Annotated in this window: 20 protein-coding genes and 1 tRNA gene; 10 read left to right on the top strand and 11 right to left on the bottom strand. The window is 70.5% G+C overall.

Features of this window, described 5'->3' with window-relative positions; genetic code table 11:
- Positions 1-62 precede the first annotated feature (62 nt).
- The 4 genes from AMETH_RS28395 to AMETH_RS28385 all read left to right on the top strand — a co-directional run bounded on the left by AMETH_RS28395 (position 63) and on the right by AMETH_RS28385 (position 3,065).
- Positions 63-509 carry an SRPBCC family protein gene (locus AMETH_RS28395; RefSeq protein WP_017984598.1) on the top strand — a complete coding sequence of 149 codons (447 nt, stop codon included), beginning with the start codon at positions 63-65 and terminating at the stop codon, positions 507-509.
- A complete protein-coding gene (locus AMETH_RS42800) occupies positions 509-790 on the top strand; it encodes a KTSC domain-containing protein (RefSeq protein ID WP_017984597.1) in 282 nt (93 codons plus the stop codon). Before AMETH_RS28395 ends, AMETH_RS42800 begins: the two co-directional genes overlap by 1 nt.
- A 34-nt stretch (positions 791-824) precedes the next feature.
- On the top strand, positions 825-2,210 hold the full coding sequence (locus tag AMETH_RS28390) for an alkaline phosphatase PhoX (protein WP_017984596.1): 1,386 nt from the start codon (positions 825-827) through the stop codon (positions 2,208-2,210).
- Between the two features lie 63 nt (positions 2,211-2,273).
- Positions 2,274-3,065 carry an aminotransferase class IV family protein gene (locus tag AMETH_RS28385; RefSeq protein ID WP_017984595.1) on the top strand — a complete coding sequence of 264 codons (792 nt, stop codon included), beginning with the start codon at positions 2,274-2,276 and terminating at the stop codon, positions 3,063-3,065.
- Positions 3,066-3,071: 6 nt separating this feature from the next.
- On the opposite strand, the gene AMETH_RS28380 is transcribed toward AMETH_RS28385, so the two are convergent.
- Both AMETH_RS28380 and AMETH_RS41760 read right to left on the bottom strand, forming a co-directional pair.
- A complete protein-coding gene (locus tag AMETH_RS28380; RefSeq protein WP_085929376.1) occupies positions 3,072-3,749 on the bottom strand; it encodes an NmrA family NAD(P)-binding protein in 678 nt (225 codons plus the stop codon).
- Positions 3,653-3,961, bottom strand: a complete 309-nt coding sequence (locus tag AMETH_RS41760) for an NmrA family NAD(P)-binding protein (protein ID WP_085929375.1) — start codon at positions 3,959-3,961, stop codon at positions 3,653-3,655. The genes AMETH_RS28380 and AMETH_RS41760 overlap by 97 nt, the downstream gene beginning before the upstream one ends.
- 86 nt (positions 3,962-4,047) lie before the next feature.
- On the opposite strand from AMETH_RS41760, the gene AMETH_RS28375 reads away from it, so the two are divergent.
- Positions 4,048-4,398 (top strand): MerR family transcriptional regulator, encoded by a 351-nt coding sequence (locus tag AMETH_RS28375; RefSeq protein ID WP_017984593.1) that lies wholly within the window; start codon positions 4,048-4,050, stop codon positions 4,396-4,398.
- Positions 4,399-4,426: 28 nt separating this feature from the next.
- Here the strand turns inward: AMETH_RS28375 and AMETH_RS28370 are convergent.
- Positions 4,427-4,503: transfer RNA gene (locus AMETH_RS28370), tRNA-Leu, on the bottom strand.
- Between the two features lie 101 nt (positions 4,504-4,604).
- On the opposite strand from AMETH_RS28370, the gene AMETH_RS28365 reads away from it, so the two are divergent.
- Positions 4,605-4,826: a DUF3618 domain-containing protein gene (locus AMETH_RS28365; protein ID WP_017984592.1), complete on the top strand. Its 222-nt coding sequence runs from the start codon at positions 4,605-4,607 to the stop codon at positions 4,824-4,826.
- 4 nt (positions 4,827-4,830) lie between these two features.
- Here the strand turns inward: AMETH_RS28365 and AMETH_RS28360 are convergent, their stop codons facing one another.
- Positions 4,831-5,304 carry a hypothetical protein gene (locus tag AMETH_RS28360; protein ID WP_017984591.1) on the bottom strand — a complete coding sequence of 158 codons (474 nt, stop codon included), beginning with the start codon at positions 5,302-5,304 and terminating at the stop codon, positions 4,831-4,833.
- A gap of 230 nt (positions 5,305-5,534) precedes the next feature.
- Complete coding sequence (locus tag AMETH_RS28355) at positions 5,535-6,089, bottom strand: TetR/AcrR family transcriptional regulator (RefSeq protein ID WP_017984590.1); 555 nt, start codon at positions 6,087-6,089, stop codon at positions 5,535-5,537.
- A gap of 136 nt (positions 6,090-6,225) precedes the next feature.
- Between AMETH_RS28355 and AMETH_RS28350 the strand changes: the two genes are divergently transcribed.
- Positions 6,226-7,701, top strand: coding sequence for a flavin-containing monooxygenase (locus AMETH_RS28350; protein WP_026153449.1), 1,476 nt, complete (start codon positions 6,226-6,228; stop codon positions 7,699-7,701).
- Between the two features lie 395 nt (positions 7,702-8,096).
- Here AMETH_RS28350 and AMETH_RS28345 read toward each other — a convergent pair whose 3' ends face one another.
- The 4 genes from AMETH_RS28345 to AMETH_RS28330 form a co-directional block, all read right to left on the bottom strand.
- Complete coding sequence (locus AMETH_RS28345; protein WP_017984588.1) at positions 8,097-8,570, bottom strand: helix-turn-helix domain-containing protein; 474 nt, start codon at positions 8,568-8,570, stop codon at positions 8,097-8,099.
- 190 nt (positions 8,571-8,760) lie between these two features.
- Positions 8,761-10,587 (bottom strand): LCP family protein, encoded by a 1,827-nt coding sequence (locus AMETH_RS28340; RefSeq protein WP_017984587.1) that lies wholly within the window; start codon positions 10,585-10,587, stop codon positions 8,761-8,763.
- A gap of 88 nt (positions 10,588-10,675) precedes the next feature.
- Positions 10,676-12,838 (bottom strand): hypothetical protein, encoded by a 2,163-nt coding sequence (locus AMETH_RS28335; protein WP_017984586.1) that lies wholly within the window; start codon positions 12,836-12,838, stop codon positions 10,676-10,678.
- A gap of 672 nt (positions 12,839-13,510) precedes the next feature.
- Positions 13,511-14,743 carry a GGDEF domain-containing protein gene (locus AMETH_RS28330; protein ID WP_410468243.1) on the bottom strand — a complete coding sequence of 411 codons (1,233 nt, stop codon included), beginning with the start codon at positions 14,741-14,743 and terminating at the stop codon, positions 13,511-13,513.
- Here AMETH_RS28330 and AMETH_RS40940 point away from each other — a divergent pair.
- The gene (locus tag AMETH_RS40940) at positions 14,661-14,912 is read left to right on the top strand and encodes a hypothetical protein (protein ID WP_223843301.1); all 252 of its coding nucleotides are present in this window, start codon (positions 14,661-14,663) and stop codon (positions 14,910-14,912) included. The two genes, AMETH_RS28330 and AMETH_RS40940, sit on opposite strands and share 83 nt — an antisense overlap.
- A 445-nt stretch (positions 14,913-15,357) precedes the next feature.
- On the opposite strand, the gene AMETH_RS28325 is transcribed toward AMETH_RS40940, so the two are convergent.
- Positions 15,358-16,551, bottom strand: coding sequence for an MFS transporter (locus tag AMETH_RS28325; RefSeq protein ID WP_017984584.1), 1,194 nt, complete (start codon positions 16,549-16,551; stop codon positions 15,358-15,360).
- A 437-nt stretch (positions 16,552-16,988) separates the two neighbouring features.
- On the opposite strand from AMETH_RS28325, the gene AMETH_RS28320 reads away from it, so the two are divergent.
- A complete protein-coding gene (locus AMETH_RS28320; RefSeq protein ID WP_017984583.1) occupies positions 16,989-17,882 on the top strand; it encodes an SDR family NAD(P)-dependent oxidoreductase in 894 nt (297 codons plus the stop codon).
- A gap of 4 nt (positions 17,883-17,886) precedes the next feature.
- Here AMETH_RS28320 and AMETH_RS28315 read toward each other — a convergent pair whose 3' ends face one another.
- Positions 17,887-19,674, bottom strand: coding sequence for an AMP-dependent synthetase/ligase (locus AMETH_RS28315; protein ID WP_017984582.1), 1,788 nt, complete (start codon positions 19,672-19,674; stop codon positions 17,887-17,889).
- Between the two features lie 132 nt (positions 19,675-19,806).
- Here AMETH_RS28315 and kynU point away from each other — a divergent pair, with 132 nt between their 5' ends.
- On the top strand, positions 19,807-20,973 hold the full coding sequence (kynU, locus tag AMETH_RS28310; RefSeq protein ID WP_017984581.1) for a kynureninase: 1,167 nt from the start codon (positions 19,807-19,809) through the stop codon (positions 20,971-20,973).
- Positions 20,974-21,623 lie beyond the last annotated feature (650 nt).

The raw sequence follows: 21,623 nt of genomic DNA, 5'->3' as shown, positions 1-21,623 counted from the left end.
TTGCAACGGTTGCAAGAAGTATATGGTTCGAAAACCGGGCAGGCTGAACTACCCTCGAATTCGTGCCAGTCGACGTGCGCACCGAAATCGTGGTCGCGCTGCCCAGGGAAAAGGTGGCGTCCTACGCGGGCGACCCGTCGAACGCGCCCGAGTGGTACGCCAACATCCTGAGCGTCGAATGGGAAACCCGCCCGCCGCTGCGCGAGGGCACCCGGCTCGGATTCGTGGCGCGTTTTCTCGGCCGGACCCTGCGGTACACCTACGAGGTGATCGAACTCGTGCCCGGCGAACGGCTCGTGATGCGCACGGCGCAGGGCCCGTTCCCCATGGAAACCACCTACAGCTGGGAATCCCTGGACGCGCACAGCACCCGCATGGTGCTGCGCAACCGCGGCGAGCCGAGCGGATTCGCGAAGGTCGGCGCCCGGGTGATGGCCGCGGCGGTGGAACGCGCGAATCGCAAGGATCTGCGCAGGCTGAAGAACCTGCTCGAAACCGGACGGCCCTAGTGAGCCGCCACCCCGTTTCCTCCAGTGCGCTCGCTTCCGTCGGCTACGACGCGGCGCGGCGCATTCTGGAGGTGGAATTCCTGCACCACGGGATTTACCGGTACCGCGGCGTGGAAAGCGCTATCTACCGCGCGTTGCTCGCCGCGGAGAGCAAGGGTGGCTACTTCCCAACCCGCATCCGCGACCCGCTACCCGCACGAGCGGCTCGCCTGAACCGTTCGCCGGCCGTTCGCCTGCGTGTCGTCCGCGATCCCCGCCCAGGTCGGAATCGGCGGTTTTGATCCCTTCGCACGGTTCCCACCACAGGAGGTCGTCATGGCTCCACTTTCCCGGCGTGATCTGCTGCGCACCGGCGCGGCGAGCGGTCTGGGCGTCATCGTCGCGGGCAGCGTCGACGCGATCGCGGCGCCCGCCGCGGCCGCGCAGGTCGCCCGCGCCACCGGCTACGGCCCGCTCGTCGACGACCCCGCCGGCCTGCTGGCGCTGCCGAAGGGCTTCCGGTACAAGGTGATCGCGCAGTCCGGCGTGACGAAACTGGAGACCGGCGAGTTCACCCCGAGCGACCCCGACGGCATGGCGTGCTTCCGCAGCGGCCGGGACTTCGTGCTGATCAACAACCACGAGATCGGCGGCAGCGAGCCGCACCGCACGCCCGCGCTGGCCGGCCTCACCTACGACCCGGGCGCAGGCGGCGGCACGACGACCATCGTGGTGGACCGGGAGGGCAACCGGAAGAGCGAGTACGTCAGCCTGGCCGGCACGCACAACAACTGCGCGGGCGGCGAGACTCCGTGGGGCACCTGGCTGACCTGCGAGGAGACCGAGCAGCGCGCCGGTGGCGTGTACCAGAAGGACCACGGTTACGTGTTCGAGGTGGACGCGTTCGACCGCGACGCGAACATCGAGCCGGTCCCGCTGAAGTTCCTCGGCCGCTACTCGCACGAGGCCGTCGCCGTCGACCCGAAGACCAGCGAGATCTACCTGACCGAGGACGCGAGCGGCCCGAACGGCCTGTACTTCCGGTGGGTGCCGCCGAAGGGTTTCCGCGGCGGCAAGGGCGCGCTGCGGGCGCTGGCGCTGTCCGCGGGCGGCGACACCGCGGGCCGGCTGCAGGCGATGAGCGCGTTCAAGGGCAGCAGGCACATCGACGACCTGTCCGAGGCGACCACGCCCGGCACCCGCTACAAGGTCCGCTGGGTCGACGTGCCCGACCGCGACGCGCGGACCGTGTCGGTGCGCAAGCAGTTCGAGCCGGGCCAGGTGACCCACAGCCGCAAGCTGGAGGGCGCCTACTGGGGCGACGGCGGGGCGTACTTCGTCGCCAGCTACGCCCGGATCAGCGACGGCAGCGTCAACGAGCACGACGGCCAGGTGTGGTTCTACGACCCGCGCGCGGAGACGATCGAGCTGAAGACGATCTACGGTGTGAACCCCGACCCGGAGGCCGACACCGACTACGACGGGCCCGACAACATCACCGTGTCCCCGCACGGCGGCCTGATCCTCGCCGAGGACGGGGAGGGCCTGAGCCATCTCGTCGGCGTCACGCGGGACGGCAAGTCGTACCCGATGGCGCGCAACGACCTCAACGACAGCGAGTTCACCGGGCCGGTGTTCAGCCAGGACGGGCGGATCCTGTTCGCCTGCATCCAGAGCCCCGGCCACGTCTTCGCGATCACCGGCCCCTGGGGAGACCGCTGACCGGGTGATCCAGCTCATCACCGCTGGAGCCTCACACCGGTGTGAGGCTCCAGGTTCGGCGGCATGAGCGTTTTCGTCGTCCACCGCAACGGCCGTCCGGCCACCACCGGGGATCTGGCCCCGCTCGCCTTCGCCGGGTACGCCCACTTCACGGCGATGCAGGTGCGCGGCGGCCGGATCCGTGGTCTCGACCTGCACCTGGACCGGTTGCGTGCCGCGTCGGCCGAGCTGTTCGGCCGGGCCCTGCCGGACGACGTGGTGCTCGCGCACCTGCGGGCCGCGTTGCGGGAGGGGCCGGCGGACGTCTCGCTGACCGCCACCGTGTACTCGCCGGAGTTCTCGACAGTGGACGCCTCGCCCGAGTTGCTGGTGCGCACCGGGCCGGCCACCGACGGCCCGGCAGGCCCGCTGAGCCTGGCGACGTTCGAGTACGAGCGGGTCCTGCCGGAGTTCAAGCACGTCGGCGAGGTGGCCAAGACGTACTACGCGCGACAGGCGGTGGCGCGCGGCTTCGACGACGCCGCGTTCGTCGACCGCCACGGCCGGCTCACCGAGGCGTCCATCTGGAACCTGGCGTTCTGGGACGGCGCCTCGGTGATCTGGCCCGAGGCGCCCGTCCTGGCCGGGATCACGATGGGCATCCTGCGACGGCAACTCGACCGGCTCGGCGTGCCGCAGCGATCGCAGGTCCTGACCACGGCCGACCTGCGCGAATTGCATGGGGCGGTGGTCATGAACTCCTGGACACCCGGCGTGGCGGTGCGCCGGATCGACGACGTCGAGCTGGACACGCCGGAGTCCTTTGTGGAGCTGCTGCACCGCGCGTACGCGGAGGAGCCGCTGGTCGCTCCGTGACGGCGGTCAGCGCGCGAACCGCCGGGCGAATTCGGCCACACCAGTGGGCCGGACAGCGGGGTAGCGGTCGTTGTCGAGCGGGTCGAGCTTGGCCTTCCCGGTGACCATCGCCCAGACGTACTGGAGGGCGACGAAGTCGGCGGGGCCGGTGGCGACGGCGCGGCGCCGCCGGATCTCGGCCTCCAGGTCGGAGACGTCGCCGCGTACGCGGAGTTCGAGACGCCGTCCCGAGCCGCGCTGCAGGGCGTCGTGGAACTCCGTCATCGTGAGCACGTCCCCGGCCACGCGGACCGGCCGCCCGGCGACGGCCGGATCGAGCGCCACTTCGGCGGTGTAGGCCGCGGTGTCCGCCACCGTGGTGAAGCCGCAGGGCTGGTCGCCGTCGCCCCAGTAGGCGAACGTGTCGTTGTCCCAGTCGACGACCGCCAGGAACGGCGCGGTCATCACCTCGGTGAACGCGCCGTTCAGGACCGAGGTCACCTGCACGTGGGTGCCATCGAACGCCTCGTGGGCCCGGCGCCGGTGGTCGAGGAAGACGTTGTCGCCGTCGTCGAGGCGGAACAGGTCGACGGCGAAGTCCGACGGGATCAGCCGCGGCACACCGGCCTTTTCGGCGGCGCGCAGCAGAGCCGTCTGCCCGTCGACCACGACGTCCTCCCCGCCCTGCAGCGCGGAAATCGCCACGTCCGCGCCTTCGAGCAACCGGCTGGGCGTTCCGGCCCGTCGGTGAGCGAGCCTTCGGCGATCGCCACGCCCTTGTCCGCGAGCGCTTCGACCGTCTCGCGCTTGCTGGAGGGCCGGACCAGCGCCCGGACGCGGACGTCCCGCCGCAACAGGCTGTCCACGATCGCACCGCCCAGCATGCCGGTCGCCCCGGCCACCAAAACCTCTGTCACTGCCGTTCCTCTCGTCACGTTGACGTGTCCGGCGACGAAGCTAATCCTTGAAACCAGTTACAAGGTCAAGTCGCGGAGGGGGACGGATGCGCATCGGGGAACTCGCGCGGCGAACCGGGGTGGACGAGCAGCTGCTGCGGTACTACGAGAAGCAGGGGTTGCTCCGGCCCGAGCGGACGCCGAACGGATACCGCGACTACGCCGAGGACGACGTGACGGTGGTGCGCCGCATCCGGGAGCTGCTCGCGGCCGGGCTGACGACGGCCGGGATAGCCGAGATCGGCACCTGCGTCCGGGGCGAACCGCCGACCCCCGCCTGCGACGGGGTGCTGGAGAGGCTCCGCGCGGAACGGTCCCGGATCGACGCCGCGATCGCCAGGTTGCAGGGCGCGCGGACGGCGCTGGACACGGTGATCGACCGCCGCGACAGCGCCTGAAGCGGGCAGGCGCCGTCGAGCGGCTTCGTGGTGGGCCCGGAGAGACTCGAACTCTCACTGGCATGGACCTAAACCATGTGCCTCTGCCAATTGGGCTACGGGCCCCGACGCCACCAGCCTAGCGCCCGGGCCTCGTACGGCGTGGCCGGTGCCGCCCGTCGCGGGGCGTGATCTACGGTTGTGCCCTGCGAAGGTGAGGAGGACCTGTGGCTCGCGACCCGGACACCATCGAGCGGGAGATCGTGAAGGCCCGCGAAGCGCTTGCGTCGACGTTGGATCAGCTGGGCGAGAAGGCCAGCCCCAAGCGGCTGGCCGACAACGCCAAGACGACCCTGCGCACGAAGTTCGACGACCCCAAAGTCAAGTTCCCGCTGATCGGGGTCGGCGTGCTCGTCGCCGCACTGCTGGTGCGCAAGCTCTTCCGCTGAGGGCTCAGGCCCGCGCGGCCGGCGTGCTCGCGGCCGCGGTCACCTTGATCGACGAGGTGGCCGCCGGCTGCGGCGCCGCCGGCTTCGCGGCCGTCAGCGCATCCCCGATGTCCGCCGTCAGCTTCGCCTTCGGCTTCTTGTCCGGCTTGGGCGCCGGCTGCTCTGGTACTTCAGCCGGTGCCTCCGCCGACGCGTCCGCGGGCGCGGTCGGCTCCGGCACCTCGATCGGCGCCGGCTCGGGCCGCGTCAGCCGCGCGGTCATGTACGCGGCGGTGAACTCCAGTGCACTGCCGTTCAGCAGGTGGACGACCGTGGCCCCCTTCGCCTCCGCGCTCAGCTCCTCGACGAACTGGTCGACCCGGTCCCGCGCCGCGATGATGCCCGGCGCCCGCGCGGTCAGGCTTTTACCCCCGCCGGTCACAGTGACCGCCCAGTCGTCGTCCTCCGGCACGTAGATCGCCGTGATCGGTACCGCCATGAGTCTCACACCCCTGCCGCTCTCGGCTGCAACTCCACTTTGAGGGAGCAATCCGAAGCCTCTTCATGACGCCGATCGCGTTCATCCGATCGGGCGTGCTTCTGCCGCCATCTGCCTAACGCTCTGTCAGCTTCTATCGATACATCAACAGAACTCTGCGTGACAAGTTCTGGGCGAAACTGTGCGATGCGTGACGACCGGATGGAGCAACCACCTGCGGATACGCGTGATCACTGAGCGCGAAGGCTCAGTCCGGTCCACAAGACCTCCATCGCGAGGTCGGTCGCCAAATCGGGTGTCACCTCGTCGTGCTGCTCGCACCAGATGGCGAGCCGCTCGCACGCCCCGACGACGAGCTCGGCCGTCGCCTCCAGCAGGATGTGCCCCGCCTCGCCTGCGTCGAAGTACTGCGCCATCAGTTTGGCGATGAGATCCGTCTGCTGGCGCCGGGTGTCCTCCAGCGCGTCCGAGGCCGACGTCCCGATCAGGGCGAGCTCGTGACGCAGCAGCGACCAGCCCTGCCGGCGCTCGCGCGCGAACACGAAGAACGCCCGCAGCCCGCTGCGCAACGCCTCGCGCGCGTCCGTCTGGCCGGCCACCGCACGTTCGGTCACCTCGCGCAGCTCGGCCCTGGCCTGCGCGACGCACGCCAGCAGCAGGCCCTCCTTCGAGTTGAAGTACTCGTAAAGCATCGGCTTGGACACACCCACCCGCTCGGCGATCTCGTCCATCGACGCCGCGGCGAACCCGCGCTCGGCGAACACCGCTTCCGCGACTTCGAGCATCTGCTGCTCGCGCTGGGCTCGTGGCATGCGTTTGCGGCGGGTCGGCCCGGTCATGAAACTGACTCTACCGGAGGTAACTTACTCCGAGTAAGATGGACTCGCGGTAACACCTAATGCTCAGTGTGGAGGAAGGTACATGGCAGAGCACACGCGAACGGGCGTGATCATCGTCGGCACCGGGTTCTCCGGCCTGGGCATGGCGATCCAGCTGCGCAAGGAGGGGCGCGAGGACTTCGTCATCCTGGAGAAGGCGGACGACGTCGGCGGCACCTGGCGCGACAACACCTACCCGGGCTGCGCCTGCGACATCCAGTCGCACATGTACTCGTTCTCCTTCGAGCAGAACCCGAACTGGAGCCGTTCGTTCTCGCCCCAGCCGGAGATCTGGGACTACCTGCGCGGCGTCGCGCGCAAGTACGACCTGTACGAGCGCACGCGGTTCGGCCAGGAGATGACCGGCGCCCGGTGGGATCCGGACGAGCACCGCTGGCACGTCACCACCAAGAACGGCGACACGTTCAGCGGCCGGTTCCTGGTCAACGGTGTCGGCGCGCTGCACCTGCCGCAGATCCCCGACCTCAAGGGCATCGAGCGGTTCCAGGGCAAGACCTTCCACTCGGCGCGGTGGGACCACGACTACGACCTGCGCGGCAAGCGCGTCGCGGTCGTGGGCACCGGCGCCAGCGCGATCCAGTTCATCCCGGCCATCGCGCCCGACGTCGAGCAGTTGCACGTCTTCCAGCGCACCCCGGCGTGGGTGATGCCGAAGCCGGACCACGCGATGCCGGAGTGGGCCAAGTCGGTGTTCGCGAAGATCCCCGGCACGCAACGCGCCTACCGCAACCTCCTGTACTGGATGCTGGAGGCCCGCGCGATCGGCTTCAACGGCCACCAGGGCCTGATGAAGGTCGCGCAGAAGCTGGCGAAGTCCAACATCGACAAGCACATCGACGACCCGGCGCTGCGTGCGAAGCTGACGCCGGACTACCTGATGGGCTGCAAGCGCGTGCTGATCTCCAACGACTACTACCCGGCGCTGAACCGGGACAACGTCGACGTGATCACGAACGGCGTCGCCGAGGTCACCGAGACCGGCGTGATCGACACGGCGGGCGTGGAGCGCGAGGTCGACGCGATCATCTTCGGCACCGGCTTCCACGTCACGGACGCGTTCGACAACTTGGACATCATCGGGGTGGAGGGCCGCAAGCTCAACAAGGAGTGGGCGACCGAGGGGATGCGGACCCACCTCGGCATCACGGTCAACGGGTTCCCGAACATGTTCTTCCTGCTCGGGCCGAACACGGGGCTGGGGCACAACTCAGTCGTGTTCATGATCGAGTCGCAGATCCGCTACGTCGCCGAAGCGATCCGGCTGGTCGAGCAGACCGGCGCCGGTGCGCTGGAGCCGCGGGCCGAGGTGCAGGAGCGGTTCAACGCCGAGATCCAGCAGAAGCTGGCCAAGGGCGTGTGGACGCAGGGCGGATGCAAGAGCTGGTACCTCGACGCGAAGGGCGTGAACCGGACGATCTGGCCCGGCTTCACCTGGCGCTATTGGCTGAACACGCGCAAGCTTCGGCCGTCCGACTTCGAGCTGGTCGGCCGCGGCTGACCAGCGTCGTTCCCGAGCGGAGTGCGATCCGGGTGGGGTCGCGCTCCGGCCGGGAGCGTCCGCTTATCCGTTCTCCAGGCCCGGAGGTTGCGCGTAGGCGGTCCAGCGGTGCGGGACAGTGAGATTGCGCAGCTGGATGGCTGGCCGGTCGAGGCGTACCTAGTGCGGGAGCTGGGTTGGTGCAATTTGTCCGGCCGGGAGCGTTCGGTTAGTCGTTCTCCAGGCCGGAGATCGCGCGTAGGCGGTCCAGCAGTGCGGGCACGGTGAGGTTGCGCAGCGGGGCCATCCACCACAATGGCCGCCCGGTCGAAGTGGGCCTCGCGCGCGGCGCCGGGTCGGCGCGGTGCGCCCTGCCGGAGTGCGATCCGGATGGGGTCGCGGTCCGGCAGGGGACGTCAGTCGTCCTCTACGCCGGAGACCGCGCGTAGGCGGTCCAGCAGCTCGGGGGCGGTGAGGTTGCACAGCTGGGCCATCCACGACATGGCCGCCCGGTCGAGGCGCACCTCGCGCGGCGCGCCCGGCTGGCGCAGTCTGCCTTCCGCCCACCGGCGCAGCGGCAGCAGCTCGGGCCGCTCATCGGCGACGATCCGGGTCAGGTCAAGCCGCACCTTGCCCGGCTCGTCGGTGAAGACGCGGCGATGCACGCGGGCCAGCAGATCCTGCGGCAGCTCGTCCATCGCGAGGCACAGCTCGACGAGCCGCACCACCGAGCACTGCCGCGTGCCCAGTTCATAGGTCGCCAGCGTCTGCAGCGAGATGTCGCTCTGCAGGTGCTGGTTCAGCTCCTTACGCGTCCAGCCTCGTCGCCGGCGCAGCTTGCGGAGTTCCTCCCCCAGGATTCGCTGGTAGAGGTCATTGTCGATGCGCACTCCCCGTCCCCTGCCCTGACCTTGCGTCGCGCCGCACCCCTGCTCTGGCACGTCCGGTCGAACTCCAGCGGTGTTCACGGGTATGTAAGTCGCTGAGTGCACGTTCCTTACGCGGCTTTGCCCACTCCGCTTCCGTTGACCACCGTTATTAGGCCGATCGGGCTAACCCGGGGTGGGCTGGACGGTGTGGTCAGTTGACGCAAGTGATGCCGTTGGCAGTGATCGGCTCGTCGCTGCCCGGCGCCGGATTCTGAGTGGTCGCGGGCGGCGCGGCGGCCGCCTGCTGGACGACGCGCGACGGGGACGTCGAGTAGTCGCTGCCGACGAGCACGACGACGTGACCCTTGGTCACCGTCGGGTCCTGCTCGATCGTCGCGCCCGAGCCGAGCGCGTCCGCGACCTGCTGGGCCGCCTCCTGGCCGCCCGCCGGGTACCGGACCACGGTCGACTTGCGCGACGTGGTGTTCGACGTCTGGCCGCCGGTGAAGCCCTTGCCGGTCAGGCTCTGCAGGACCGTGGAAGCGAGACCTTCGCGGCCGGTTCCGTTTCGGACGTCCACAGTGGTCGCCGAGTTCGCCGGGCCGGTATCGGCGGGCGGGGCGGGCTGGGCCGGGGCGGCGGTCAGGCCCTGGACGAACTCGCGGATCTGGCCGGGGTCGACCTGGATGGCCTGCCCGTCTTCCGGGGTGCTGTAGTCCATGTTGACCACCGGGATGGTGCGGAACTCCAGCTGCCCGCCGGTGAGCCCCTTCATCTGCTGGGCGAACCCGAGGATGTCCCAGCCCTGGTTGAGCACCACGGACTTCTTGACCGCGTCCGTGAGGCTGTTCAGCTTGCCCGGATCGGCGAGGGTGCCCGCGGACAGCACCTTGCGCGCCATCCCGGCCATGAAGACCTGCTGGCGCACGACCCGGTCGAGATCGCCGCGCGGAAGACCGTGCCGCTGGCGGACGAACTCGAGCGCCTCGACGCCGGAAATCGTGTGCTGGCCCTTGGTGAACTTCGCGCCCGAGTACGGGTCGTTGACGTTCTCCTTCAGACACACGTCCACGCCGCCGATGGCCTTGGTGATCTCGGAGAAGCCGAGCAGGTTGACCGAGGCGTAGTTGTCGATCGTCGAGCCGGTCAGCTGCTCGACGGTCTGGATGAGGGTCTTGGCCCCGGCCTGGTTGGACTGCACCTCGATGGACTTGGCGTCGGTCTCGCCCTCATCCTGCAGTTTCCGGCGTTCCGCGGCCTTCGCGCGCGCGTACGCGGAGTTGATCTTGTGCTTGCCGAAGCCGGGGATGTTGACGTAGGAGTCGCGGGGCAGCGAGACCGCGACGGCTTTGCTGCCGTCGTTGGGGATGTGGACCATGATCAGCGTGTCGGTGTTCTCCTCGCCGTCCGCGACACCGGCGCGGAGCTGGGCGAGGAGGTCCTCCGGCAGCGGGTTGCCCTGCGCGTCGGTGCGGCTGTCCATGCCGACCAGCAGGATGTCGCGGGCCCCGTCGGCGGGCTGGTCCGCGTCGATCACGTCCGTGGTGGTGAGGCCGTTGACCAGGCCTTGCATCGCTGCCCACGCGTAGCCGGTGAGGCTCATGACCAGCAGGGACACCAGCCCCACGGCGACCTTCGCGCCCCGGCGCGACGAGCGCCTCGGCGGCGGCGGCGGACGGCGGCGGATCTGGGCGGGCGCGGCCCGGTCGCGGGGCGCCGGTCCTCCCACGGCGCGGCCGGCCGGTGGGCGGCCCGCCGACGTGCGGTTGCCCGCCGGTTTGCCTCCGCGGTCGACGGGCGGGCGCCCCGCGGAGGTGCGGCCCGCGCGATCGGCCGGGGTGCGGCCCGTTCGGTCGCCCGGGACGCGGTCGGCGGAGGTCCGGCCGGCTCGGTCGGGCGGGATGCGGTCGGCGGAGGAGCGACCGGCTCGGTCGGACGGCGTGCGCCGGACCGGGCCTTCGTGGCGGGCGTCGATCTGGCGCGGCTGCCGCGGCCGTGCGGGCCGGCCGGTCCCACGATCGTTCCGCGGGTCGTCCACGCCAGGTGCTCCTTTCACCGCCGTTAGCGTTCACCTACTCGGCCGTAGCGTCGCATACGGCCAACGCGAAGTGGTTCACAACACTCGGTTACGTGTTTTGCACCACCGCCTTGGTGGATACGAGCGTGCTGGCCACTGCCGCCAGCGCGATCAGGGCCGTCACGCCGTGCACCGCCATCGTCACGGGATCGGCCGCCGACAGCAGTGCCGGAACGCACGCGAAGCCTGTGACGACCCACGTGCTGCGCGCGCCGCTGAGCCCTGTCCGCACCGTGTGCAGGAGGAATACCCCGATCAGCAGCTGGATAAGGTTCTGGATCGGGTCGACGGGCAGCCCCAGGATCGAGCCGTCGTCACCGCCGAACCGGGTCAGCGCGAACCCGAACAGCCCGACCACGGCGAACCCGATCCCGAGCATGGTCGCCGCGTGCGCGAGCCAGCCGCCGGAGCCCGGGTGGTCCGCGACCGGGACAGCCGTCTCCCGCGGGTGGCGCTCGAACCACCAGAAGACCATCAGCGCGGGGACCGCCAGCAGCGCCAGCGCGAACCACGTGCGGGGGTCACCGAGCCAGCCGAAGATCGCCGCCGGGTGGCCCGGCAGGTAGACCAGCGCGACGACGAGCAGCATGGCGGCGAGGAAGCCCAGGTACAGGCTCATCGGCGCGCGCATCGCCAGCCGGGCGGCGCCGGCGCACCGGGTGGTCAGGCTGGCGAGCGGTTTCGCGGCCAGGCCGAGCAGGCCGATCTGGGTGGCGCCGAGCAGCAGGACCGGCAGAGTGGGGCCGGACAACGCGGGCGGCGCGCCCGGCGCGCCGAGCAGGTCGCGGCTGAGCCCGCCGACCGTCGTGAGCAGGGCGAGACCGGTGGCCCCCGCCGCCGCGACGCCGACCAGGAGCAGGCGGTTGGACGTGCGGATCCGCCCGAACGCGACCTGCTGGGCGAGCAGGGCCAGACCGAACGCCGCCAGGTAACGCGGGATGGGTGAGCCGAGGGCCCGCGCAGCCATCTCGGCCAGCACGACGAAGGCGAGCAAACCCGCGACCGAGGCCGCCGCGGCGCGCCGGTGCAGGGCGAGCATGAGCGGGGTGGCGACCACCGTCAGCAGGTAGATGCCCAGCAGCCACAGCGGGTGCAGCGCGATGCGCATGATCGCGGCGTTCGTGCCCTCGGGGATGCCGAGCAGTTCCAGCGCCAGCGGGACGAGTAGCGCCACCACGACGAAGATCAGGGCCGGGCGCAGCAGCCAGCTCGCCCGGTGGGCGAGGTACTGGCGGTACCCGCCGCCACTGTCCCTGGTGGCGCGCCAGCCCGCCGCGTTGGCGCGGCCGCCGGCGAAGAAGAACACCGGGGCGAGTTGAGCCAGCCAGGTGAGCGGCCACAGCCAGTCCGCGCCCACGCCCGCCCACCGGGCCAGCGCGATGGCCGATTCGCCGAGGATCAGCAGCACCAGGCTGCCCACGCCGAGCGTCACCCACGGGGACAGCGGCGCCGGCGGGGCCGTGGCGGCCGGTGGCGGGGGCGTGGCGACGCGGGCGTGCCGGTGCTGCAGCCAGCCGCGGAGCCGGAAGATCAGCAGGCACCCGATCACGGCGACGCCGGCCAGCAGCGGCCCGATCGGGTCGCCGACCGGCGGGCCCCAGCGCTGGTGCCAGGAGTTCACGACGAGCCCGGCGGAGTAGAGGCTCGCGACGACGCGGCACGTGCGCGGCGAGTCGACCGGGTTGATGACGCAGGCCGCGTGCATGTCGCCGGACAGGCGCTGGTCCAGCGCCTCGCGGACGTCCTGGCCGAGGGGGTGGCCGACCGCGGCGGCGTAGCGGAGGAGGTCGTAGCCGAGGTCGTGCGCCTTGCACGGGACCGCGTAGTCCCACTTCGTATTGTCGTCGCCCCACGGCGTCGAGCAGCCGCCGTCGACGTGCACCGCGCGGACCGTGCCGTCCCGCGCCTGCATCTGGCCGGGGACGACGCCGGTGACCTGGGTGAAGTCGGCAGGCAGGAGGTCGAGCGCGGTCGCCTGCGGGCCTGGGTGGACGAGCGCATCGATGGCCTGCTGGGCGGCCAGCGCGCCGCCGGTGGGCGGCCCGGTGTCCGGCGGGGAGGCCGGCCGCGACGCGACGAACCCGAAGGTGACGACGGCCAGCGACAGCACCAGCAGCCAGGCGGAGGTGGCCAGGCGGCGGTGCACCCGGGGCGCCGGTGTAGCGCCCGGCCCGGGTGGCGGGTGGTCGGTGAAGGTCGCTGGGCTGATCATCGCCTCCCAGAGTGGCAGGGGAGCGGCCTCTGCGGCCACCAGGGAATTCCCTGATCGTGGATTCCGGAGTGCGCCACTCTAGTGGGTGAGGGGTCGGAGGTTTAGGAGTCGGGGGGCCGGGGTGGGGCGAACGCCCTGGTGGGAGCGGGTGCGGTTCGGGTGCGGGCCGTTCGGGGCGCGCGAGAGGCCATTTCGTGGGGGTGTGGGTGGGCCAGTCGTCACGGGGTGAGTGGGCCGCTCGTGGGGGCGGTGTCCGTGGGCTGGCGCGGCGGGTGGGAATCGCCGTGGGGTTCGTGTCCCGGGAGGGGAGTTTGGCGTGGTGGCCGTGGGGTTTGAGTGGCTGATGGTGAGCTTGGGGTTCCGTGCGTGGTGGGGCTCGCGCGGGAGTGCGGGGAGATGAGTGCGCGGGTGGCGGGAATTGCCTTGGTGCCCGCGTGATTGGGGGTCTCCCGGGTGGGGGCTCGGGAGGGAGCTTGGCGCGGTGGGATTGCGGGTGGTGAGAATCGCCGTGGCGGCGCGCGCGTGCTCGGAGCCGGTGCGGGGCGTGGATGAGCGGCGCATCCTGGTATGGCGGAAAACGCTGAATGCGGCGGGTGGGCAAGGTGGCCCGTATGAGTGGATTCGCGAGCGCGAGTAGAACAGAAGGGCTTCGCCGGGGCGCCCGTCAATCGCTCAGTGCGTGATGTGCTTGGCTTCGCGCGGGGGTTGCGGCAGCGGCGCGGAGTCGCGGGCGGCCCGGGCTATCCGGACCTGGTTGCGGCCGCCCTCTTTCGCCTCGTAGACGGCCGCGTCCGCGGCCTGCATCAGGGTCGGCAGGGTGTCGCCGTGATCGGGGAACACCGCGACCCCGATCGAGGCCGTCCGCTCCGACACCAGCGTCTGGTCACCGCGCTTGTTGGTCGTCCTGATCTGCAGCCCCGCCACCGCGGAGCGGATGCGCTCCCCGGCGACCGTCGCCGCCGCCTGGTCCGTGTCCGGCAGCAGCACCAGGAACTCCTCGCCACCGAAGCGGCCCACCACGTCGCTCGGGCGGGTCACCTCGTCCAGCAGCTGCGCCAGGTTCCGCAGCACGTCGTCGCCCGCGGGGTGGCCGAACGTGTCGTTGATCCACTTGAAGTGGTCCAGGTCGATCATCAGGATGGCCAGCGGGTCGGCCGCCTTCGCCGCCCTGGTCAGGGCCCGCTCGGCCGACTCGGTCCAGCCGCGCATGTTCGCGACCTGCGTCTTCGGGTCGGTCCGCACGTCGGCCTGCAGCTGCTCGATCTCGGCGAGCCGGTTGAAGACCACCGTCACCACGGCCATGATCGCGACCGTCGGCGGCATGATCACCAGCAGGATCGCCGTCACCGCGCCGAGGCCGATCGTGATCGCCTCCAGCACGTTGTCCGCGGGGCTGCCCAGCACCGTCCGCGCGTTCGCCTTCTCCGGCGCGGCCAGCGCGATCACGGATCCGATGTAGAGGATCTGCACGCCCTCGTAGATGAGCCCGGCCACCAGCATCCAGCCGAACTCGGTGAGCGAGCCCGCGATGTCCAGCGAACCCCAGTCGTGTGGCCCCAGCTCCACGTAGACCTGATGGGCGAGCGTCGCCGCCAGCATGTGGGCCACCGTGGAGTACACGAAGTTGTGCGCCGGCCGCCGTGCGACGAACCACCGCTGCACCCGGACCAGGCCGACGACCAAGATCGTCAACGGCACCGGGAGAATAATCGCGGCCGGCACGACCCAGACCGCGGTCAGGTCGATCAGGACCCGCCCGCCCGCATTTCGCCGACGTTCTTCCTGCCGCCGGGTCAGTTGAATGTGCGCCGTCGCACCCACGGTGAGAATCGCGAAGCGCAGCCAATCGAGACCGCTCGGCGGGCTCGCGTTCACGAATGCGACGACCAGCCACGCGACGGCAATCAGTTCGGTGACGAGCAGGAAAACGATGAAACGCTTCGGCCGCCGCCACAATGCCCAATTCCGCGGCAGCATGGCGCGGCGCGTGCTCGACGCATCACGCTTTGTGTTCGCCTCCGCCCTCTCGGGCGCGGCTTGGCGGGGTACCGAATTTCGCTCCTCGATGGACTGAACGTCCTCCCTGAGGTCCGGATCGCCGTGGAGTGTAGGCGATCGCCGACGCGCGTGGTGCGGAGGCATCGGCTCACCTTCCCTCGACATCGCGTACCGTCGCCGGGTAACTTTGCTGTGCCCGGAACGACGCCGGGTACTTTCCATCAACAGGTATCATCTCACCGCACGCGAAGCGTCGCGTACCGCCGCCGCGAGCGGCCGCGCGGACGCAACGCGTCCCGGCCACAGGCACCGAATGGAGGTGTTCCTCGTGTCTGACCGCGACTTCTGATCCCCTGGTCTGAATAGCGTTCGTTTTCGTTCCCGTGGGAGAGGTGTTCGTCGTGCGCGACCGCGACTTCTGAGGTGTCCTCGATTTGTGTTTGTTTCCGACCGAATAACGTGAGGTGAATCGTCGTGCGCGACCGTGACTTCTGATCTTCTGAATGCAGCCGCCGCTGCCGTCAGCCGGTGCGGGCCGCATCGCTGTCCGTGCCAAGCACCCGGCCCCACGCCACCGCGAGGGGCACGCCGAGGACCACCCCGGCCGCGCCCGCGACCATGATGGCCGTGGTCGCCGCACCGGACCACTGCGCGAGCATGCCGCCGAACGCGACCCCGACGCCCTGCGCGACCCGCAGGCCGGTCCGGTACAGCCCGCCCGCGCCACCGCGAAGCTCGTTGGGCACCCACGTGATGAACGTGGCCCCGACGGTGATGATGTACGCGCCCGCCGCGCCGGCCAATGCGAGGACGACGAGGGCGAGCACCAGGTCCGGGCGCAGCCCGAACGCGAGCAGCAGTGCCGTCGGCACGACCGCGAGCACACCGACCGTGCGGCGGCGGGCCGAGGCCGAGACGTAGCGGGACAGGACGAACACGCCCAGCGCGAACCCGAGCGGGTCCGCGGCCAGCAGCCACCCGACGGCCTCGTCGGGCGCGCCGATCTCGCGCGCCAGCGGGGCGGCCAGGCCTGCCGGCACCATGGCCAGCCCGACCAGCCAGGACAGGCCGAGCAGCACGCGCAGCCTGCGCTGCGAGGCGACCCAGTTGATGGCGCCGAACCAGGAGCCGTCGCCGTCGCCCGCGGCGGGGCGCGGGCGCACCCAGTGGTGCAGGGCCACCGCGCTGATCGCGAACGTCAGCGCGTCCAGGGCCAGCGCCAGCGACGGGCCAGCGGCCGTGACGATCACGCCACCCAGCGCGAGCCCGGCCAGCATCGTGGTGTTCGTGGTGATGCCGCGGACGTCCTGGCTGCGCAGGTACAGCTCGTCGTCGGTGAAGATCTCGCGGGTCAGCGCGTTCTGCGCGGCGTTGGACGGCGCGCCGGCCAGCCGCGCGAGCATGACCAGCACGCACAACCACACCACCGGCATGCCCGGCACGGCCATGATCGCGATGAAGAACGCCTGCATTGCGGCGGTGACCACGAGGATCGTGCGGCGTGGGTAGCGGTCGGCCAGCTGGGCCAGTCCGAGCCCGCCGGCCAGCGCGGGCAGGAACGTCAGGGCATAGGCGACCGCGGACCACAGCGCCGAGCCGGTGCGGTGGTAGACGGTGAGGGCCAGCGCGACCGTGGTCAGCTGGTCACCGAGCACCGACTGGGCCTCGGCCAGCCACACGGTGCGGAACTCGCGGTTGGCGAGCGCCGCACCCATGGATGGGCGAGTCGTGGTCTTCACACCTGTCCCCACTTCCCCCTCGTCGGCTGGGTGCCTGCGCTCACTGACTCTGTCGTTGCCCGCCCGGTTCCTGTGACGCCAATCACCCAGGTGTCGCATTCCGCAACTATCAGTATGCCGCTCACTACGCGCAGGCGAACAGTCACAGCGCGACCGTATCTCGTCAATGGGCCTATACGGTCGTAGACCTTCTAACCTTCGGGTTACGACGAACGGTGGAAGTTTCCGTCCCGCGTCACCCGTGGTGCGGTAAGCCCGGCCGATCAGACGTCACTCGTTCAGCGCAGTGGACGGACCGTTCGTCGGTGCGCGGTCACCGCCGGGCAGTTCCGGCGCGAAGACTGGGAACACAGGCCAGGGAGAAAGCCGAGGACGGGCTGGAGCTCGGGGACTGGCCGGTGGGGAGAGAACCGATGAGCATGCTGATGCAGGACCGGGCTGTTGTGGTGACCGGCGCCGGGCGGGGTCTCGGTGAGGCCTTCGCGGTGCACCTCGCGCAGGCCGGCGCGGCGGTCGTGGTCAACGACGTCGACGCCGAGCTGGCCGAACGCACCGCGGCGAACATCCGCGCGCACGGGGGGCGGGCGGTGGCCAGCGGGCACAGCGTGGCCGACCCGGCGCAGGCCGCGGCGATCGTCGACCTGTGTGTGTCCGAGTTCGGCGCGATCGACGGACTGGTGAACAACGCCGGCCTCAACTACGAGGCGCTGCCCTGGGAGGAGGACCTCGACGAGGTCCGGGAACTGGTCGAGGTCAACGTCCTCGGCGTGATGTACACCGGGATAGCGGCCGTGAAGGCCATGGTCGCCGCAGGCCGCGGCGGGTCGATCGTCAACATCTCCTCCGGGGCCTCGCTCGGTCAGCGCAAGCTCGGCGTGTACGCGGCGAGCAAGGGGGCGGTGGCGTCGCTGACCTACTCCTGGGCGCTCGACCTGGAGGAGTCCGGCATCCGCGTCAACGCCGTCTGCCCGTTGGCCCACACCCGGATGGTCTGGAAGTCGGAGCGCTCGCTGCGCAACTGTCCCCCCGATCGGACGCCGTCGCGCATCGCGCCCGTCGTGCTGTTCCTGCTGAGCGACGCGGCGGAGGGCATCACGGGGCAGCTCGTGCGGTGCAACGGGCCGCAGCTGCACATCGTCGGGCAGCCCTACCTGAAGGCGCCCATCCTCGAACGGCACACGTGGGACACCGACACGGTGCGGCAGGCGTTCGACGAGGTGTTCAGCGCCCACCTCGAGCCCTACGGCCTGGAGAAGCGTGTTCCACCGCGCTTGCGCAAGTGGACCACGCCTCTCCGTTCGGCCTAGGTATCTACTGGTCCGCCGTGTAGAGGGCGGCGATGTCGTTCGCGTAGCGGTCGTAGATGATCCGGCGCTTCAGCTTGAGCGTCGGGGTGACCTCGCCGCTCTCCGGCGTCCACGGCTTGGCCAGCACCTGGTACTTCTTGATCTGCTCGACGCGGGCCAGCCGCGCGTTCGCCGCCTCGACCGCGCGATGGATCTCCTCTCGCACGGCCGGGTGTTCGGCCAGCACGACCGGGTCGCTGCCCTCGATGCCCTGCTGCGCGGCCCACGCCGGCAGGAACTCGTCGTCGACCACGATCAGCGCCGTGACGTACGGCTTGTCGTTGCCGATCGCGACCGCCTGGCCGATCAGCGGGTGCTCCTTGAGCAGCCCCTCGATGCGGGTCGGCGCGATGTTCTTGCCGCCCGAGGTGATGATCAGCTCCTTCTTGCGGTCGGTGATCGTGACGAAACCGTCGTCGTCGATCGTCCCGATGTCACCGGTGTGGAACCAGCCGTCCTCGTCCAGCGCGGAGGCGATCGACCCGTCCTCCTGCAGGTAGCCCATGAACACCAGCGGGCCACGCACCAGCAGCTCGCCGTCGGCGTCCACCTTGATCTCGGTGTCGGCCAGCGGCCGACCCACGCTGCCGGCGCGGAACGCCGTCGCCGAGTTCGACGTGATCGCGCCGGAGGTCTCCGACAGGCCCCACACCTCGTGGATCTCCACGCCAAGGCCGGCGAGGAAGTACATCACCTCGACCGGCAGCGCGGCCGCGCCGCTGGAGCAGAAGTGCAGCTTGTCGAACCCGAGCAACGCGCGCACCGGCGCGAGCACCGCGCGGTCGGCTTCGGCGATCTTCTCGGCGAGGTCGGCGGGCACCTCCTGGCCGGCGTTGCGCAGCTTGTACCCCTGCTGCAGCAGATCGCTGGCGGACAGCAGCGCTTCGCGCCGGTCCTCGGGCAGGTTTGGCAGCATCGCCTTGAGCCCCGCCGCGATCTTCTCCCACACCCGCGGCACGCCGAAGAAGCCCTGCGGGTGGACCCGGCCGAGCGCGCCCGCGACCTGCGTCGGATCGGCGAGCGTGTGCACGTGACCGGCGTAGACGATCGGCATGTAGATCGAGATCTCCCGCTCGGCGATGTGAGCGAGCGGCAGGTACGCGATGTTCGACAGGTGCATCGGCGACTCGTGCAGCGCGTGCACGGCGTAGGCCTCGAAGATCACGTTGTGGTGGGACAGCACCACGCCCTTCGGGTCGCCGGTGGTGCCCGAGGTGTAGATCATCGCGATCGGGTCCTCCGGGCGCAGGTCCGCCCAGCCGTCCTCGAACGCCTGCGGGTCGGCCTGGTGCAGCTCGGCGCCGCGGGCGCGCAGCTCGGCGAGGCTGACGAACCGCTCGTCGCCTGCGGGGACCGCGTCCGGGTCGATCATCACGATGCGGCGCAGCGCGGGCAGCTCGTGCAGGACCTGCTGCCAGCGCTTGAGCTCGTCCGTGCCCTGGAGCACGACGACCGGGGTACCACTGTGGCGGGCGACGTAGGAGATCTGCGCCGGGCTCAGGGTCGCGTACGCGGTGCACGAGATGGCGCCGAGGTGCGTGGCGGCGAGATCGGCGATCAGGTGATCCGGGGTGCTCGGCGCCATGATCAGCATCCGCTCACCGCGGCGCAGGCCGAGATCGGCCAGGCCGCGGGAGACCGCGGCGATCTCGTGGCGGAACGCCGACCAGGTCAGCGTCGGGCGGTCCGGGTCGTCCAGTGACGTGAGCGCCGGCAGGTCGCCGTACTCCGCGGCGTTGCGGCGGAGGAGCATGGGGATGGTCAAACCCTCGGCCTGCTCAGCGACGGACGGTTGGCTGGTCAACTGCGACCTCCTCGTGATCAGCTGGCGGATACACCACCCTATGTGACCGCCAACACAGGGCGATAGAGAGAAAGGGACACGATGTCGCTGCGAGACGAAGCGGCCGAACTCGACGCGCGGGACCCGCTGGCGGGCAAGCGGGCGGAGTTCGATCTCGACCCGGACGTGTCCTATCTGGACGGAAATTCACTGGGCGCCCCGCCGCGCGGGGTCGCGCCGCGGCTCGCGGAGGTCGTCGGCGAGCAGTGGGCCGGGCGGCTGATCCGGTCCTGGGACGAGGGCTGGTGGGACGCGCCGGAGCGGATCGGCGACCGCATCGCACCGTTGATCGGGGCGGGGCCGGGCCAGGTGGTGGTCGGTGACTCGACGACGGTGAACCTGTTCAAGGCGGGGGTCGCGGCGGCGCGGTTGAACCCGGGGCGGCCGGAGATCCTGGTCGACGCGGGCACGTTCCCCACGGACGGCTACATCGCTGAGAGCGCGGCGCGCATGACCGGTCACTCGGTGCGGCGGGTGCCGGTCGGGGCGCTGGCGTCGGAGGTCGGTCCTCGGACGGCCGTGGTGCTGGTCAACCACGTCGACTACGTGACGGGGGAGCTGCACGATATGCCGGGCATCACGGCGGCGGTGCACGCGGCCGGGGCGGTCGTGGTGTGGGACCTGTGTCATTCGGTGGGGGCCGTGCCGGTGCCGCTGGACGCTGCCGGGGTCGACCTGGCGGTGGGGTGCACGTACAAGTTCCTCAACGGCGGGCCCGGGGCGCCGGCTTTCCTCTATGTGGCGCGGAAGTGGCTCGACGAGTTCGACCAGCCGCTGACCGGCTGGGCCGGGCATGCGGATCCGTTCGGGATGACTCCGGCCTATGCCGGGCGGGCGGGCATCAGCCGCGGCCGCACCGGAACGCCGGACATCCTGTCGATGCTGGCGCTGGACGCCGCGCTGGACGTGTGGCGCGACGTGACGATCGACCAGGTCCGAGCGAAGGGGCTCGCGCTGGGGGACTTCTTCCTGCGGTGCCTGGACTCGCTGGTGCCGGGCGCGCGCGTGGTGACGCCGCGGTCGCACGCGCGGGGGAACCAGGTGTCGGTCGCGTGGCCGGACGCCAAGGCGGCGATGGGGAAGCTGATCGCGCGCGGGGTCATCGGGGACTTCCGGCCGCCCGAGGTGCTGCGATTCGGGCTGGCCGGGTTGTACGTGCGGTACGCGGACGTGCTGCGGGCTGCCGAGGAGTTGCGTGGGTTGCGGTAGGGGTGTTTTTGGGCGGTGGCTTCTTTGGTGGTCGGTGAACTGCCGGTCGTGCCTGGTTGAACGGTCATTTCGATGAGGTCTGAGGTGTGGCTGGAGTGGAGCCGCGTGGTTGAAAGGCCCTTTCAACCGGGTCTGAGGGAGCATTCCCGGCGAGGGGCGAGGGGCGAGGGGCGAGGGGCGAGGGGCGAGGGGCGAGGGGCGAGGGGCGAGGGGCGAGTTGATTGCCTGAGTTTCGGCATGCCGTGAGGGGTTTCGGCCTGCGCTGAGGGCGATTGGTGGTTGAGAGCTGTCCGGTCGCGCCGGTTGAACGGTCATTTCAATGAGGTGCGAGGTGCGATTGGGGCGGGCGTGGTGGTTGAAAGGTCCTTTCAAGCGCCGCGGGATGAGGGGTCAGGACATGCAGGTGGATCGGCGCTGCGCTGAGGTAACGCGGCGACGCGGCGCGGTGTGCAGGCGTACGGCGGGTGAGGCAGCGCGGTAAGACAGCGCGGTGCGCAGGCGAGGCAGCGCGGCAAGACGGCACGGTGCGCAGGCGAGGCACCTGGCGAGGCAGCGCGGTGCGCGGAGCGAGGCACCCGGCGAGGCGGCACGGCGCGCAGGCGAGGCAGCGCGATGGACAGGCTGGTCGGCGCTGCGCAGCGGCACCCAGG

This window comes from Amycolatopsis methanolica 239 (genome assembly GCF_000739085.1).
GTDB lineage: Bacteria > Actinomycetota > Actinomycetes > Mycobacteriales > Pseudonocardiaceae > Amycolatopsis_E > Amycolatopsis_E methanolica.
The sequence above is the reverse complement of the archived record's forward strand: the minus strand, read 5'-3'. Positions and strand labels throughout refer to the sequence as shown.